Below are 15,653 nucleotides of genomic sequence, written 5' to 3'. Positions count from 1 at the left end.
TCCCGGAGGCTGAGCGGTAGCACCTCAGATGTCAATCGACGAGCGGCCTGCCCGGCGCCTGCCAAAACCGGCAAAAATCAGCGAAATCCACCCCATCCATCAGCTTCACACCCAATTTCCAATTTTTCCAAAACGTTTTCCAATTTTTCCAATTTTTCCAAAGCGTTTTCCAAAAATTCCCATAATTCCAATATCTTGATACTCCCCACACCAGCATTGTGCGCTTCCCGAACTATCGCTTCATCTCTCAGAGCCAGCGGGTACGTGCAGTATGAATCACAACAAGCGCTATCTCTTCGTCGATCCGGCGGTCCATGACACGAACCTCCTCACCGCCAATCTGCGGGCGGGGACCGAGGTCTGCACGCTTGCGACTTCAGGCGATCCGATCGCGGAAATCGCGGCCGTGCTTTCCGGCGCATCGGGCGTCCGGCAAATCTCGATCCTGGCACATGGCTCCCCTGGCGCCGTCGAACTCTCCGAACGGCGGGTCGACAGCGCGGCGCTGACGGCCAACCGGCACAATCTCGACCGCATCCGGGACACGCTCGCGCCCGGCGCGGAGCTGGTGCTGATCTCCTGCCTCGCCGGAGCCGGGCGCACCGGTGCGGAGTTGATCGACACACTGGAAGAGACCCTCGGCGTCAGTGCGCGCGCCTCCGCCATTCCGCTCGGCGGGGATGCAGGATGGCTCGGCCTACCGGACGCGGCGACACTCTTCACGGCATCAGCGCTGGAGGCCTATCCGCACCGCCTCGCGGTGACGGGGACGCCTTCCGCAGGGAACGACACGCTGACCAGCGATGCCGCCGCCGACAATATCGACGGGCTCGGCGGTGACGACATCATCTACGGCAATGCCGGGAACGACACGCTCTCCGGCAATGCCGGCAACGACACGCTGTATGGCGGCCTGGGTGAAGACCTCGTCTACGGCAATGCCCTGAACGACATCCTTTATGGCGACGGTGGCGACGACACGCTCTATGGCGGCGACGGCAATGATTCGCTCCGGGCCGGGACCGGCAGCGACGTGCTTTTCGGCGGCGACGGCAACGATACGCTCGGATCTTCGAGCGACTCCGACACCAGTGCCGACACCTTCTATGGCGGGGCCGGGGACGATTTCAGCTCGGGCTTCATCTTCAATACCGGCGCGGTGTTCTATGGCGGCGATGGGAACGACACCGTCCAGGGCCCGGGCGGCTCCGGCACCGGAACCACCACCGGGGCGGTGCTGTACGGCGATGCCGGCGACGATTGGATCCACTCGGACGACGGCCCGGACACGATATATGGCGGCACCGGCAACGACACGCTCTACGGCGACGATGACGGCGGCAAGGCCCTCAACCTGCTCTATGGCGACGAGGGCAACGACGTTATCTATGCCGGCTCGAAAGCCGACGACGGCGGCGGGGGAACTGGGAACACGCTCTATGGCGGCACCGGTGACGACAGCCTCTATGGCGGCGGTGACAAAGATATTCTCGTCGGCGGATCCGGCGCAGACCTCTTCACGGGCGCGTCCTTTGGCGCAGCCTCAAAACTGAACGGCGACACGATCCACGGCCTCGAGATCGGCGACTCGATCTATGTGAAAAGCTCAGATCTGAGCTCCCTCAACGGGTCTATCGTCGGCAGCTCGATCAGCCTCGGCGGCTCGAACGCGGTCAACGTCACCAACGTTTCAGGGAGCCTGCAAATCTCCGTCTCGTTCGACGGTACGCATTCCACACTGACCTTCTCCAACGCGCCGCAATCCTCCGGCAACAGCGGGTTGACGAAAACCGGCCAGAGCTCCGGCGACAGCTCCGGCACGGAGACCAGCCATACGCTGACAAACAATACCGGGTCAGTCGCGAGCGGCGTGCTGATCTCGGACACCGGTAGCGGCAATACCGTCACCGTCACCCTACCGGCCGGACTCTCCCTTACGAACAGCGGCACCGGCACGGCGGTCAGCGGCGATGCGGCGGGAATCACATTCACAAGCCAGATCCAGGGATCCGGCACTTCAACCACGGCCCAGACCTTCCTCGACAGCCACGGCCAGACCTTCGTGAACAGCCTCGGCGGAGCCCCGGTTGATATCCGGACCATCACCTTTTCAGACAGCAGCGGATCGCAGCAGACAATCCAGTTCACCGGTACCTCCTCGGACAGCGGCGAGGCCTTCATCATCGACACCTCCGGCCTTACACCCGGCTCGACCCTGCAGCTCGACCATATCGACTTCGCCGCCATCCTCGGCAACGCCACCGTCATCGGCGGCAACGGCACGAACTATGTCGTCGGCGACGATGCCGCCCAACTCGTCTCGCTCGGCAACGGGAACGATACGATCGCCGGAGGCGGCGGCAACGACACGCTTGGCTCCAGCTTCGGCGAGGACCTGATCTACGGCAACCAGGGCTCCGACTCTCTCTTTGGCGGCGGCGGCTTGGACACGCTCTTCGGCGGTCAGGGCGCGGACATCGTGAACGGCGGCAACGACGCGGACATGCTCTACGGCAACAAGGGCGCGGACACGCTGTCCGGCGGCGGCGGCCTGGACCTGCTCTATGGCGGCCAGGGCAACGACATCGTCTACGGCAATGCCGGCGCCGACACGCTGTTCGGCAATCTCGGCGATGACACGCTCTATGGCGGTCAAGGCAACGACGCGCTGGCCGGCGGAGAGGGCAATGATCTGATCTGCAGCAATGCGGGCGACGACACGCTCTCGGGCGGCGCGGGCGCGGACACCTTCGTCTTCAGCTTCGGCGGCGGCAACGATCAGGTGAACGACTTCCAGGCCGGCACCGACACGCTGGCGCTCGAGGCCGGGCTCGGGGTCAGCGGCGGTGTCGAGAGCGGCGGCAATACCTTCGTCACGTTCTCCGACGGCGGCACCGTCACCGTGGTCGGCGTCAACAAGACAGACCTCGCCGCCGCGACCGGGTGGGAGCTCGGGTAGAGACGAGCTTGCGCATCGTGGAGCGGAGCCGAGGCGCTTAGCCCCGCATCAGGGCGCCCTTCGGGTCGTGCAGCGGCGCGGCCACCCGGTGTGCCTTCAGAATCTTGCCGAGAATCTCGACCTCGAACCCGTCTGACGTGGCGGCATACTCCTTCGGCACGTACCCGATGGCTATGCTCTTGCCCGTGAAGTGACCGTAGCCCCCCGATGTCACCCAGCCGATGGCTTTGTCGTCATGGAAGATCGGCTCGTCGGCGATCGGATCGATGTCCTCGACATCGATGGTCAGCGTGATCAGCTTGTATTTCCCACCGCCACTTTCCTGTTCTTTTGCCAGCGCGTCACGGCCGATGAAGCTGTTCTTCGACATGTCGACAAAGCGGTCGAGTCCGGCCTCGAAAGGTGAATAATCCGGCGTGAATTCGGCCCGGAAACCGCCAAAGCTCTTTTCCAAACGCAGGGAATTGAGTGCCCTGCCGCCGAAATGCTTCAGCCCAAATTCAGCACCGGCCTCGACCAGCATGTCGTAGAGCGTGATCAGGTAATCCGGCTTCACCCAGATCTCGTAGCCGCGCTCGCCGGTAAAGGAAACCCGGCCAACCATGGCGTTCAGCATGCCGAGGTCCATCTCCCGGAAGGACATGAACGGCATGGCTTCGGTGGACACATCCTCATGGGTCAGCTTGGCAAGCAGATCGGCCGATTTCGGGCCGGCGATGGAGAGCCCGACAAGTTCCTGACAACGGCTGCGGATGGCGACGCCGCTCTCCGGCAGGTGATCCCAGAACCAGCGCAGATGGAACATTTCCGCGATGCCGGAGCCGAAGACCATGAACCGGTCGTCGGCCAGCTTGGCGATGGTGAAATCGCCGATGATCTTGCCCTGACGATTGAGCATCGGCGTCAGCACCATGCGGCCAGTGCGCGGCATCTTGTTCGCCATCAGCTCGGACAGCCAGGCTTCCGCCCCCTCGCCCGTCACCTCGTATTTGGCGAAGCTGGAAATCTCGATCATGCCCACGCCGGTACGCACGGCCTTGCACTCTTCGGCCACAGGGCCGAAAGCGTTGGAGCGGCCGAAGGTCACATTCTCCACCGGCTCCATGCCTTCCGGCGCGAACCAGAGTGCATGTTCGAGCCCATATGACGCACCGAACACGGCATTTTGCGCCGCCAGCCGGTCATAGATCGCGGTTTTGCGCAGTGGACGGCCCGCCGGCAGCTCCTCGTTCGGGAAAGTGATGGAGAAGCGGCGGGAGTAGTTTTCCTTCACCTTCTCGTAGGTATAGCCCTTGGTCGCGTAGGAGCCGAAGCGGGCGCAATCCATGGCATAGATATCCATGTCCGGCTCGCCCTCGATCATCCATTGCGCCAGCGCCAGACCGACGCCGCCGCCCTGGCTGAACCCGGCCATCACACCGCAGGCGAGATACATGTTCTTGAGGCCCGGCACCGGGCCGACCAGCGGGTTGCCGTCCGGTGCGAAGGTGAACGGCCCGTTGATCATCGACTTCACGCCGGCATTCGCCAGGAACGGGAAGTGCTGATAGGCGATGTCGAGGGACGGCGCGATCCGGTCGAGATCCGGCTGCAGCAGCTCGTGCCCGAAATCCCACGGCGTCTGGTGCGGCGACCAGGGGACGCAAGCTTTCTCGTAGGTGCCAAGCAGGAAGCCCTGGCCTTCCTGGCGGGTATAGATCTCCGCCTCGAAGTCGATCAGGTGCGGCAGCTCGGCATCCAGCGCCTTGATCTCGTCCAGCGGCTCGGTGATCAGGTAATGGTGCTCCATCGCCAGCACCGGTAATTCCAGCCCGGTCATGCGGCCGATCTCGCGGGCCCAGAGGCCGCCCGCATTCACCACCTTCTCGCACCGGATCGTGCCCTTGTCGGTGACGACGGACCAGGTGCCGTCCTTTTCCGCGACCAGTTCCTCGACCTTGGTGTGGCGATAGATTTCCGCACCGCCCTTCCGGGCCGAGATGGCATAGGCGTTGGTTACACCGGACGGATCGACATGGCCCTCGTTCGGATCGTAGACGGCGCCGGTGAAATGGCTGGCATCGACCAGCGGATGCAGGCGCTGCGCCTCGTCGAGCGAGATAAAGTCGATATCGAGGCCCATATATTTGCCCTTGGCGACCATCGTCTTCAGATAGTCGAGCCGCTCGGGCGTCCCGGCAGCCATGATGCCGCCGGAGAGATGCACCCCGGTCGCCTGACCGGAAATCTCCTCGATCTCCTTGTAGAGATCGATGGTGTATTTCTGCAGCTTGGTGACGTTCGGGTCGCTGTTCAGCGTGTGCATGCCGCCCGCCGCGTGCCAGGTCGAGCCCGATGTCAGCTCGCTGCGCTCCACCAGGACCACGTCTTTCCAGCCCAGTTTTGTCAGGTGATAGAGAACGCTGCAGCCAACGACGCCCCCGCCGATAACAACGACTTGCGCATGCGATTTCATCGATATGTCTCCCCTCGCCACCGGCGCGCCCGGCGGTCTTGAATCTGACACTAGTGCATCAGGCCGGCCGAAACGAAGCGCGCCGGGCGGCGACATGGAGCGCGGCGGTTTCGTCGGAAATTGAGCATTGCGTGAAGAGATCGGCGCCGGGCCCCGGACGCAATTGACTTGCATTCGCATTTTCCATAGACCTACGCGCATCATCGAACGATTTCAGCCGCATATCTTTGGCGTTGCCGGTGCCTGGCTATCTTTGGCAATGCCGGTGCCCGGCCGGGCCTGCAGGAGACGAGACGTGGAAGACGCGGGAAAGAAGAGCAATTCGGCGACACCGTCCTGCATGCAGCCGAGCCGCCGCGCACTGTTGGCCGGCGGCGGGCTGCTCCTCGCAAGCCTTGCCGCACCGCCAGTCTTTACCCCACCCGCCTTCGCGTCGGAACAGGAACTCCGCTTCAAGCATGCATTCGGCGAGACCGTTCTGCCGAAACCGGCCAAAAGGGTGGTTTCTCTCGGCTATACGACACACGATCCTCTCCTGGCGCTCGGCACCGTGCCGGTTGGAATCCGCGAATGGTACGGGAACCTGCCTTACGGCGTCTGGCCCTGGGCGGCCCCGTATCTCGGCGACGGCAAACCGACACTGATTTCCGGCGAAGTCTCCGTTGAAATCGTCGCCTCGCTCGCACCCGATATGATCGTCGGCATCGGCTCCGGTATTTCCCGGGCGGAATACGATCTGCTTTCACAGATTGCACCGGTGCTGATGCAGCCGGAAGGCCATGACGCATACGGCACGTCATGGGATGTGGTTACACGCATTCTCGGCCGGGCCGCAGGCAAGGCCGACAAGGCGGAGCAATTGATCGCGGAAACCAGAGGCGCCTTTGCCGGCGCCCGGCAAGCCCACCCGGAATGGGAAGGAAAGACTGCCGTTTGCGCCTATCATTATAGCGGCGAGACCGGCGCGTTTATCGGCACCGATACTCGGGCGACCTTCCTGAAGGAGCTGGGATTTACAGCGCCCGATGCGATCGCCAGCCTGTCCGCGCCGGACTCGTTCTTTGCCCGGCTGTCACCGGAGGACCTGGCCCCGCTCGATGCCGATCTGCTGATCTGGATATCCTCCGTCGACAAGGCGCCAGACATCGTCGCTCTCCCCATGCGCAAGACCCTGAACGCTCACTGGCAGGGGCGCGAGGTATTCGCCGGCCCGTTCATTGCCGGCGCCCTGTCGTTCGGCAGCGTGCTGTCACTGCCTTTTGCCCTGAAAGCCCTTGAGAGCGATATCGCCCTCGCCGTCGACGGCAGCACGGATACGCCCGTGCCTTCCAGCGTCAAGGCCGGGCTGACCCGGTGAGATTCGCCCTTCCCGTCCTGCTGCTGGTTTTTGCCGCCATCGCGACTCTCGCCGCCGGTGTGCGCTCCGTTCCCGTGCCGGAGATCTGGCATGCCCTTACGGCGTTCGATCAAACAAACCCGCTGCATATCGTGGTCCGGGATATCCGTCTGCCGCGCCTGATCGCCGGACTGGCAGCGGGTGCGAGCCTCGGCATGGCCGGGTCCATCATGCAATCGCTCACCCGTAACCCGCTGGCCGATCCCGGCCTGATGGGCGTCAATGCTGGCGCCGCTTTCACCATCGTGCTGGGTGCGTTCCTATTGGGCCGGGCGGATGGCGGGTTCATCGCCGCCCTGTCCTTTCCCGGCGCCGCCCTGGCATCGCTCGCCGTCTTCGCCATCGGCGGGGGCTTGCGCGGCGAGACAGGCCCGGTCCGGTTGACGCTCGCCGGGATCGCCCTCAATGCACTGCTGATGTCGCTCGTCTCCGCCATCGTGCTGACGCGGACCGAAGCGCTGGAAGTCTTCCGCTTCTGGGCCGCCGGATCGCTCGCCCAGGCCAATGTGCGCCCGCTGCTGGAAATGAGCACCATTGCCGCCCTCGGTGCCGGGTTGGCCCTGCTCCTGGCACCCAGGCTGGAGGCTCTGGCTCTCGGCTCCGGGCTCGCCAAGGGCCTCGGCACGCGGCCGGGGCGCATTCAGCTCGGCGCGCTCGCAGTCGTGACCATGCTGACGGGGGCCGCCGTGTCGATCGCCGGTCCGATTGCCTTCCTCGGCCTGATGGTACCGCCGCTGGCACGGCGCATCAGCGGCCACACCTTGCGTTTCGAAATTCTGATCTCCGCCCTGTTTGGCGCCACCATCCTGTTGCTGGCGGATACGGCCGGGCGCCTGCTGATTGCCCCGGCGGAAATCCGCGTCGGCATCATGACCGCCCTGATCGGGGCGCCGGTCTTCATCTGGATCGCGAGACGCCTGAGACCCGGAGCGCTGACATGAAAGGCACGCTGCTCGTCATCGCCCTTCTCCTGCTCGCGATACTGCTCAGCCTTTCTGTCGGTCAGGTCATGATCGGCCCCGCCGCGCTGTGGGACGGGCTCTGGCACGGGTCCGGCCAAGGCGCGCTGTTCCTTCGGGTGCTGCGCGGCCCCGGCGTCGGCACGGCACTCGGCGCGGGCGCTGTGCTCGGCATGTCCGGTGCGATCTTCCAGATCCTGCTGCGCAACCCCCTCGCCTCGCCGGACGTCATGGGCTTCACTTCCGGTGCCGGGCTGGCGGCGATCTGGGGGGTGTCCGCCGGGATCGCCCTTCCCATCCCTTTATTCTCCGCCATCGGCGGCCTGGTCGCGGCCGGCGCCGTGATTTTCCTGGCAACAGACCGGAATGGATCGCAGCCGCCCCTGACACTCATCCTCGTCGGGCTCGGGGTCGGTTTCTTCGCCGCCGCTGCCAGCAGTTTCATTATGACCCGTCTGCCGCACCAGGAAGCCACCGAGGCGCAGCGCTGGCTGACGGGATCGCTTGCCGCCCGGAACTGGGGCCATGCGCTTCAGGTTCTCGGCCTGGGCGCGGCCCTGACTTTCGCCCTCGCCTTGCAGGTCCGCTCCCTTTCGCTGCTGGAGTTGGGGGACGACCTCGCCACCGGACTGGGCACACGGATTTCCCGGTCGCGCGGGCTACTGGCCCTGACCGGCGTGCTGCTTGCCGCAACCGGCGTCGCCGTAGCCGGCCCACTTCCTTTCATCGCCCTGATGGCCGCCCCGCTGGGGGCAAGACTGACCGGCGCGAGGCACCCCGCAGGCCGGCTGGCTTCGGCGGCGGCGGCAGGCGCCATCATCACGGTGCTGGCCGATCTGGCGGCAAGGGCGGCCATTCCCGGCCTGCAATTGCCGGTCGGGGTGATGACGGGAATATTGGGTGCGCCTTATCTGATCTGGCTTCTGGTACGGGAAATGGAGACGGGGGACCTGTGACGCAAACCGTTCTGAAAACCGAAGGGCTCACCCTCGGCTATGGCGACCGGGCCGTGATCGACGACCTGTCGCTCGCCTTCCCGGACAGGCAGGTAACCTCGATTCTCGGCCCGAACGGCTGTGGGAAATCCACCCTGCTCCGCGCCCTTGCCAGACTGCTCCGTCCGTCGCGGGGGACCGTCACCCTGGACGGAGAAGATGTCTTCGCCCTCGACACACGGGCTCTGGCCCGACGCATGGCGATCCTGCCGCAAGCGCCTAATGCGCCTGACGGCATCACTGTCATGGAGCTGATCAAGCGCGGCCGGACACCGTGGCGCGGGCTGCTGGCGGCCTGGAGCGCGCAGGATCTGGAGAAATGCACCACCGCCCTACGGCATGTCGGCCTGGACGACCAAATGGACCGCCCGCTCAACACGCTGTCCGGCGGGCAGCGCCAGCGAGCATGGATCGCCCTCGTACTGGCGCAGGACACGCCTTACCTGCTGCTGGACGAGCCGACCACGTGGCTTGACCTGCGCCACCAGCTCGAAGTCCTCACCCTGTTGCGGGAACGCAACCGGCGGGACGGCACCACGGTCATCACCGTACTGCACGATCTCAACCTCGCGGCCCGCTATTCGGACCATCTGGTCCTGCTTGGCCCCTCAGGGCTGGTCGCAACCGGAGCGCCGGACGAAGTCCTGAGCGAGGATAATCTGCGGCACGCCTTCGGTCTCGAAGCCATGGTCACGCCCGACCCCGTGACCGGCACACCGATGATCGTGCCGCGTTGACATTCCGGAAGCCGACCCGGAACCTTGCCTTATCCGCATCTGGGATTACTCTGCTAGCTCCAGTTCTTGAGGGAGGCGGACATGGCAACTGTGGATATGAGCGTGAAGCTGGCGGCACCCGCCGCGGAGGTCTGGGAAGTCGTCGGCGACTTCCTCAATCTCGACAAATGGCACCCGGCCGTCGAAAAAAGCGAAACCATCGGCGAAGGCGGCATCCGGCGTCTTACATCCGGTGGTGGCGGGCCAACCTTCGACGAAGTGCAGCTGGAGCGAGACGAGGACGGCCGCAGGTTACGCTATGCCATCCTCGGCAAGCCCTTCCCGCTGGAAAATTACTCGGCCTGGATGTCGGTCGAGGATACAGACGGCGGTTGCGTTGTCCGCTGGTGCTCCGCCTTCGCCCCGGACGAAGGCAATGAGACCAAGGCGAACGGCATCATCCAGTTCATCTACAAGAGCGGCTTCGATGCACTGGTGGCACGGTTCGGCGCCGCCTAGCGGCTCCCGTCCACAAGCTTGATCCAGAAAACCAGAACGAGGCCGGCCACGCCGAGACCGATCATCGGCAGGTGGCCGTTCGACCAGCCGCCAAAATAGGTCACCACCGTGGCGAAGATCGGGGCTGCCAGCAGGTTGCCGAGATTGGAGCCATGCACAACCACGCCGCTGCATGTCGCAACCTCGGAAGCGGTCCGGGCATGCGACGGCGCACCGGCGAGGCAGGCGGCAGGCAGAACACCGCTGATGCAGGACATGGCAATCGCAGCAGGCACCCGGAGGCCGTCCGGGGCACCGCCGGCAAAGACGAACCAGGCCGTTCCCATGATCCCGATAAAGCTGATGGCGATGATGAGCCAGCGCGGTACCTGGCGGTGCATCAGCCAGGCTGCGCCAAGATTTCCAACAATGTTGACCAGCACCACCGCGGCGCCGATCAGAGCAGCGCCTTCGAGGGAATAGCCCAACCGCTCGATCAGAAAGGTCGGCATCCAGGTCATCAGCGCGAAGATCGCGCAGGCATAAAGGAAGAAGGCGGTTGAGAACAGATAGGGCCCCGGCAGGCGCAATGTCCCGAGCACCTGTCTGAAACCGCGCTCCCGGCTGGGCCGGGGCACACCGGGCCAACGTGAAGGCGTCGTTAGAACAGCCAGAATACCGGCGAAGAGAACACAGATGCCTGCATCCGCAAGCCAGAGCCCGCGCCATCCTGCGGCGGCCATCAGCACCGGTGCGGCAACCATCGCAATCGCGGCACCAATGGGGAAATAGGCGGACCAGAAACCAAGCGCCAGCGACCGATGCATTGGTCTGGCGGCGGCAACGATCAGGGTCGGCGCGGCAATCGAGGTGGCAACGAAGCCGAGACTTTCCAGCGCCCGCCCGGCGAACAAGGCGAACGTGGAGCCGGAAGCTGCACCGAGCGCCGAGCCTGCCGCGATGACGAGCATCGCCGCGACCAACAGCCGGGCGGGACCGGTTCGGTCCGTGGCCATGCTGATGAGAATGGCGAACAGGGCCGCGAAAAGATGCAGCAGGGAGGCGAGCCAGCCACCACCGACCAGAGAGAGATCCAGATCGGCCCGCAGGGCCGGAAGGGCGGGGGGGACTTTACCGACCTGAAGGGCGGCGACGACACCCGCACCAACGGCGAGCGCGACAATGTCCCAGCGGGTCCGCTCGGAAGCAGGCGCCACGGCGCCGACGCTCACGGGATCGCCAGTCGAGCCAGCTCGTCCGCCCGTTCGTTCTCGGGATGGCCGGCATGGCCCTTGACCCAGTGCCACTCGATCTCATGACGCTCGACGGCGGCCTCAAGGCGCTGCCACAGCTCCATGTTCTTCACCGGCTTCTTGTCGGCGGTGCGCCAGCCACGCTTCTTCCAGCCATGAATCCACTTTGTGATGCCGTCGCGGACATAGGTGCTGTCTGTGTAGAGGTCCACATGCATCGGCCGGGTCAGGGTTTCCAGCGATGTGATCGCCGCCATCATCTCCATGCGGTTGTTGGTCGTCTCCTTATCGCCGCCGGAGAGTTCTTTCTCGGTATCGCCATAGCGCAGGATCGCCCCCCAGCCGCCGGGGCCGGGATTACCGCTGCAGGCACCGTCAGTATAAATCTCGACCCGTTTCTTCATCATCAGATGCCGTAGCCCGCGCTGGAGGAGACGCTCTGATGAAAGCTCAGCTTGCGATGATATTCCATCGGGTCCTTCGGCTTCACGAACGCCCCTTCCGGGTGGTTCAGCCAGTCATACAGACGCGTCAGCAGAAAGCGGGTGGCAGCGCCGCGCGCGAGTACCGGCAGAGCGGAAAGCTCCGCATCGGAGAGGTCCCGAACCTCTTCATAGGCCGTGATCATCAACCGCGCCTTGGTGATATTGAAACTGCCGTCACTCTCGAAACACCAGGCGTTCAAGCAGATGGCGAGGTCGTAGGCCAGCATGTCGGTGCAGGCGAAATAGAAGTCGATGAAGCCGGACAACTCGTCGCCGAGAAAGAAGACATTGTCCTGGAACAGGTCGGCATGAACCACGCCACGCGGCAGGTCCGTCGGCCAGTTCTCCTCCAGGAAACCGATTTCCTCGTCGAGAAACCCATAGAGACCGGGTTTCACATTGTCCGCCTGCGGCCCGCAGGATTCCAGCAACGGCCGCCAGGAGCGCACCGAGAGGCTGTTCTCCCGGATCATCTCGAAATCGGCGCCCATCTGGTGCATCCGCGCCATTTCCGTACCGAGCGCCCGGCAATGCACCGGCATGATCTTGCGGTGCCAGATCCCGTCGAGGAAGGTCACCACCGCCGCCGGGCGGCCATTCAGGCTGCTCAGCGTCTCGCCGGATTTTTTCGGAACCGGACGCGGGCAGGACAGGCCCTTGCCCGCCAGATGGTTCATCAGATTGAGGAAAAACGGCAGATCGTCAGGGTTCACCCGCTTTTCATAGAGCGTCAGGATGTAGGTGCCGGTCGTGGTCCGGACCATGAAGTTCGAATTCTCCACCCCTTCGGCGATGCCTGAAAAGGACAGAGGATCGCCGATATCGTAATCGGCGAGAAAGGACGCGAGGTCCTCGTCGGAAATAGACGTGTAAACGGCCAAGAACTTAACTCGCCAGCTCGCGGGGCAATTTGAAATGAACGTCCTCGCGGGCGACCGTCACCTCTTCGATGGTGACAGTGCGATGAGCCCGGCAGGCCTCGATCACCTCGTCGACAAGGATCTCAGGCGCAGAGGCCCCGGCGGTAATGCCGAGCACGGAGACATCGGCCATCCAGTCCCAGTCGATATCGGCGGCACGCTGGATCAGCAGCGATCTGGCGCAGCCGCGCCCCTTGGCGACCTCCACCAGACGCTTGGAGTTGGAGGAGTTCGGGGCGCCGATGACGACCATGCCGTCGCAACGCTCCGATATGGCTTTTACCGCTTCCTGCCGGTTGGTCGTGGCGTAGCAGATATCTTCCTTGGCCGGCCCGATCATCTTCGGGAACCGACGCTGCAGGACCGAGACAATCTCCGCCGTGTCGTCCACCGAAAGCGTGGTCTGGGTGATGAAGGAAAGATCCGGATCGCCCTCGAAGCTGACCGTCTCGGCATCCGCGCGTGTTTCAACAAGCGTGATGGCGCCGTCCGGTACTTGCCCCATGGTGCCGACCACTTCGGGGTGCCCTGCATGGCCGATCAGGATGATATGGCGACCCTGCTTCAGATGCCGCTCGGCTTCCAGATGCACCTTGCTGACCAGAGGGCAGGTGGCGTCGAGATAGACCATGTTGCGCCGCTCGGCCTCGGCCGGAACCGATTTCGGCACGCCGTGTGCGCTGAACACCACCGGCGCGTCGAGCGGCACCTGGTCCAGCTCCTCGACGAAAATCGCGCCCTTCTTTTCCAGGCCCTCGACCACATAGCGGTTATGCACGATCTCGTGCCGGACATAGACCGGCGCGCCGTACTTCTCGAGGCTGCGCTCGACGATCTGGATCGCACGGTCCACCCCGGCGCAAAATCCGCGCGGCGTGGCCAGCAGAATTGTGAGATCAGCTTTGTTCATGCCCGCGATGTAGTCCCTCGGTAAAAACTTGTCCATAGAAGACGGAAGCAGGCCATGCCCATTTGCGGGTCTGCTGCACCATTTAACACGGGCACCCTCGCCAATTGCGGGGGCGCCTGCGAGCGAGTAGTGTGTGCGCCGACCGAACCCTAGCAGAGCTGAGCCATGTTTTCTCAATCGCGATTCCGCTTTCCAACCCGCGCCCTGCTGCCGCTAGTGCTGCTGGCGTTCGTGGCCGCCTGCTCCAGTGACGAGGCCCCGCCCCCGGGTTGCCCGGTGACGAATTTCGTCAACGATCTGGACCATGTGACGGTCTTTACAGACGGTGCCGTCGGCGATCTCACCGATGTCCGATTCGACGCTCAACTGGCCAGCCTCAGCGCGATCTGCAATTTCGAGAGCGACGAGCTGGTGATGGATATCGCGTTCCAGGTCATTGCCACCCGCGGCCCGGCCAACAAGGATAATCAGGCGGCGGTGACCTACTTCCTTGCCATCGCGGACGAGACCGGTGTCGTCATCGCCAAACAGACCTTCGACAACACTCTGCCGTTCAAGGGCAACCTGCGCCGCGTCGCCATCAAGGACGAGTTCGAGCCGACCATCCCCTATCCGGCGGACCAAAAAACCCTGAACAGATATCGGGTGCTGATCGGCTTCCAGCTCACCCCGGAACAGCTCGCCTATAACCGGGCACGGCGGCGCTAGTCACCAACGCCCCTTTTCTTTTTGTTGGGCGGCGACTATTGTTTCGCCACTACCGACGACCCTCAAGGGAGAGACCGGCCACATGGTCGGCGCCGAAGGAGCAACCGCCCCCGGAAACTCTCAGGCAAAAGGACCTTGAGGCGAGGAACTTCTGGAAAGCAGGCGGGAAACCGCCTCACCCACGGTGAAAGCCCGGCACAGAGTTCGCCGGGTGAATCTCTCAGGTTAGCGACAGAGGGGGCAGGTTCCGGCGTTTCGCCGGGATGCCTTTACGCTGACCGGAGAGTGCCATGACGGAACCGACCCTTCTCAAGACTCCCCTGCACGGACTGCATGTCGAGCTCGGCGCCAAGATGGTGCCGTTCGCGGGCTATGACATGCCTGTCCAGTACCCCGCCGGCGTCAAGGCCGAGCACCTGCACACCCGCGCCAAGGCCGGGCTGTTCGACGTCTCCCATATGGGCCAGGTCAAGCTGACCGGTGCCGACGCGGCACGCGACCTGGAACGGCTGGTGCCGGGCGATCTCGACGGACTCGCGATCGGCCAGATGCGTTACAGCATGTTCACGAACGACAAGGGCGGCATTCTGGATGACCTGATGGTCTGCCGGATCGAGGACGGCCTGATGGTCGTCGTCAACGCGGCCTGCAAGGACGCGGATATTGCCCATATGCGGGCGCACCTTTCCTCCGAAATCACCGTTCTGGAAGATCGCGCGCTGATCGCCTTGCAGGGCCCCGGCGCCGAGGCGGCGCTCTCCGCCCTCGCCCCGGCCGCCGCGACGCTCAGCTTCATGACCGGCGCCGAAATGGATGTGGACGGGGCAGCCTGCTTCGTCACCCGGTCAGGCTATACCGGCGAGGACGGTTACGAGATTTCCGTGCCCGCCGATCAGGCCGATGCACTCGCCCGCAAACTTCTGGCCCAAAATGACGTGGAAGCCATCGGGCTTGGCGCCCGGGATTCCCTGCGCCTCGAAGCCGGGCTTTGCCTTTACGGCCACGATATCGACGAGACAACGACGCCGGTCGAAGCCGCCCTCACCTGGTCCATCGGCAAGCGCCGGCGGGAGGAAGGCGGCTTTCCCGGCGCGGAAATCATTCTCGACCAGATCAAGAGCGGCGCCCCGCGGAAACGCGTCGGCATCCTGCCGGACGGCCGCGCTCCCGCCCGCGAAGGCACCGAGATCCAGGCGCCGGACGGCACCAGTATCGGCACCATAACCAGCGGCGGTTTCGGGCCGAGCCTCGAAGCACCGCTGGCCATGGGATACGTCACCACCGAACACGCAGCCGCCGGTAGCGCTGTAAATGTTGTCGTTCGGGGCAAAGCCCTGCCCGCCAAAACCGCCAAAATGCCGTTCGTCCCGAATGGCTACAAACGTTAAAACAAAGCACC

The 15,653-nt window shown here is 64.1% G+C and carries 14 protein-coding genes and 2 riboswitches; of the genes, 8 read left to right on the top strand and 6 right to left on the bottom strand.

The genetic code is table 11. From position 1 onward, the window contains the following. Nucleotides 1-31: 31 nt before the first annotated feature. Nucleotides 32-217, bottom strand: coding sequence for a hypothetical protein (locus K328_RS26720; protein WP_156901406.1), 186 nt, complete (start codon nt 215-217; stop codon nt 32-34). Nucleotides 218-271: 54 nt separating this feature from the next. Between K328_RS26720 and K328_RS0115995 the strand changes: the two genes are divergently transcribed. Next, complete coding sequence (locus K328_RS0115995) at nt 272-2,959, top strand: DUF4347 domain-containing protein (protein ID WP_028466836.1); 2,688 nt, start codon at nt 272-274, stop codon at nt 2,957-2,959. Nucleotides 2,960-2,996: 37 nt separating this feature from the next. Here the strand turns inward: K328_RS0115995 and K328_RS0115990 are convergent, their stop codons facing one another. Further along, nucleotides 2,997-5,414 (bottom strand): GcvT family protein, encoded by a 2,418-nt coding sequence (locus K328_RS0115990; protein WP_028466835.1) that lies wholly within the window; start codon nt 5,412-5,414, stop codon nt 2,997-2,999. 295 nt (nt 5,415-5,709) lie between these two features. On the opposite strand from K328_RS0115990, the gene K328_RS0115985 reads away from it, so the two are divergent. From K328_RS0115985 to K328_RS24400, 5 genes are all read left to right on the top strand, one after another. Further along, on the top strand, nt 5,710-6,771 hold the full coding sequence (locus K328_RS0115985) for an iron-siderophore ABC transporter substrate-binding protein (RefSeq protein WP_245577571.1): 1,062 nt from the start codon (nt 5,710-5,712) through the stop codon (nt 6,769-6,771). Next, complete coding sequence (locus tag K328_RS0115980; RefSeq protein ID WP_028466833.1) at nt 6,768-7,751, top strand: FecCD family ABC transporter permease; 984 nt, start codon at nt 6,768-6,770, stop codon at nt 7,749-7,751. Before K328_RS0115985 ends, K328_RS0115980 begins: the two co-directional genes overlap by 4 nt. After that, nucleotides 7,748-8,725, top strand: a complete 978-nt coding sequence (locus K328_RS24405; RefSeq protein ID WP_051284988.1) for a FecCD family ABC transporter permease — start codon at nt 7,748-7,750, stop codon at nt 8,723-8,725. Before K328_RS0115980 ends, K328_RS24405 begins: the two co-directional genes overlap by 4 nt. Further along, nucleotides 8,722-9,501 (top strand): ABC transporter ATP-binding protein, encoded by a 780-nt coding sequence (locus tag K328_RS0115970; RefSeq protein ID WP_028466832.1) that lies wholly within the window; start codon nt 8,722-8,724, stop codon nt 9,499-9,501. The genes K328_RS24405 and K328_RS0115970 overlap by 4 nt, the downstream gene beginning before the upstream one ends. An 81-nt stretch (nt 9,502-9,582) precedes the next feature. Beyond that, a complete protein-coding gene (locus K328_RS24400; RefSeq protein ID WP_051284987.1) occupies nt 9,583-9,999 on the top strand; it encodes an SRPBCC family protein in 417 nt (138 codons plus the stop codon). Here the strand turns inward: K328_RS24400 and K328_RS0115960 are convergent. The 4 genes from K328_RS0115960 to ispH are packed head-to-tail and all read right to left on the bottom strand — an operon-like array spanning nt 9,996 to nt 13,546. Then, on the bottom strand, nt 9,996-11,210 hold the full coding sequence (locus tag K328_RS0115960; RefSeq protein WP_028466831.1) for an MFS transporter: 1,215 nt from the start codon (nt 11,208-11,210) through the stop codon (nt 9,996-9,998). The genes K328_RS24400 and K328_RS0115960 overlap by 4 nt on opposite strands. Beyond that, entirely contained in the window at nt 11,207-11,638 is a 432-nt protein-coding gene (gene rnhA, locus K328_RS0115955; protein ID WP_028466830.1) for a ribonuclease HI, read from the bottom strand. The genes K328_RS0115960 and rnhA overlap by 4 nt, the downstream gene beginning before the upstream one ends. Further along, complete coding sequence (locus K328_RS0115950; protein ID WP_028466829.1) at nt 11,638-12,597, bottom strand: homoserine kinase; 960 nt, start codon at nt 12,595-12,597, stop codon at nt 11,638-11,640. The genes rnhA and K328_RS0115950 overlap by 1 nt, the downstream gene beginning before the upstream one ends. A 4-nt stretch (nt 12,598-12,601) precedes the next feature. Beyond that, on the bottom strand, nt 12,602-13,546 hold the full coding sequence (gene ispH / locus K328_RS0115945; RefSeq protein ID WP_028466828.1) for a 4-hydroxy-3-methylbut-2-enyl diphosphate reductase: 945 nt from the start codon (nt 13,544-13,546) through the stop codon (nt 12,602-12,604). 165 nt (nt 13,547-13,711) lie between these two features. On the opposite strand from ispH, the gene K328_RS0115940 reads away from it, so the two are divergent. Together K328_RS0115940 and gcvT are read left to right on the top strand one after the other, a co-directional pair. Further along, the gene (locus K328_RS0115940; RefSeq protein ID WP_028466827.1) at nt 13,712-14,254 is read left to right on the top strand and encodes a hypothetical protein; all 543 of its coding nucleotides are present in this window, start codon (nt 13,712-13,714) and stop codon (nt 14,252-14,254) included. Nucleotides 14,255-14,309: 55 nt separating this feature from the next. Beyond that, nucleotides 14,310-14,400, top strand: a riboswitch (glycine riboswitch). Continuing rightward, a riboswitch (glycine riboswitch) is annotated at nt 14,401-14,499 on the top strand. Between the two features lie 45 nt (nt 14,500-14,544). Next, nucleotides 14,545-15,642, top strand: a complete 1,098-nt coding sequence (gene gcvT, locus K328_RS0115935) for a glycine cleavage system aminomethyltransferase GcvT (RefSeq protein ID WP_028466826.1) — start codon at nt 14,545-14,547, stop codon at nt 15,640-15,642. Nucleotides 15,643-15,653 lie beyond the last annotated feature (11 nt).

Source organism: Nisaea denitrificans DSM 18348 (genome assembly GCF_000426505.1).
GTDB lineage: Bacteria > Pseudomonadota > Alphaproteobacteria > Thalassobaculales > Thalassobaculaceae > Nisaea > Nisaea denitrificans.
Note: the sequence above shows the minus strand (reverse complement) of the source record. Positions and strands in the feature narration are given on the sequence as shown.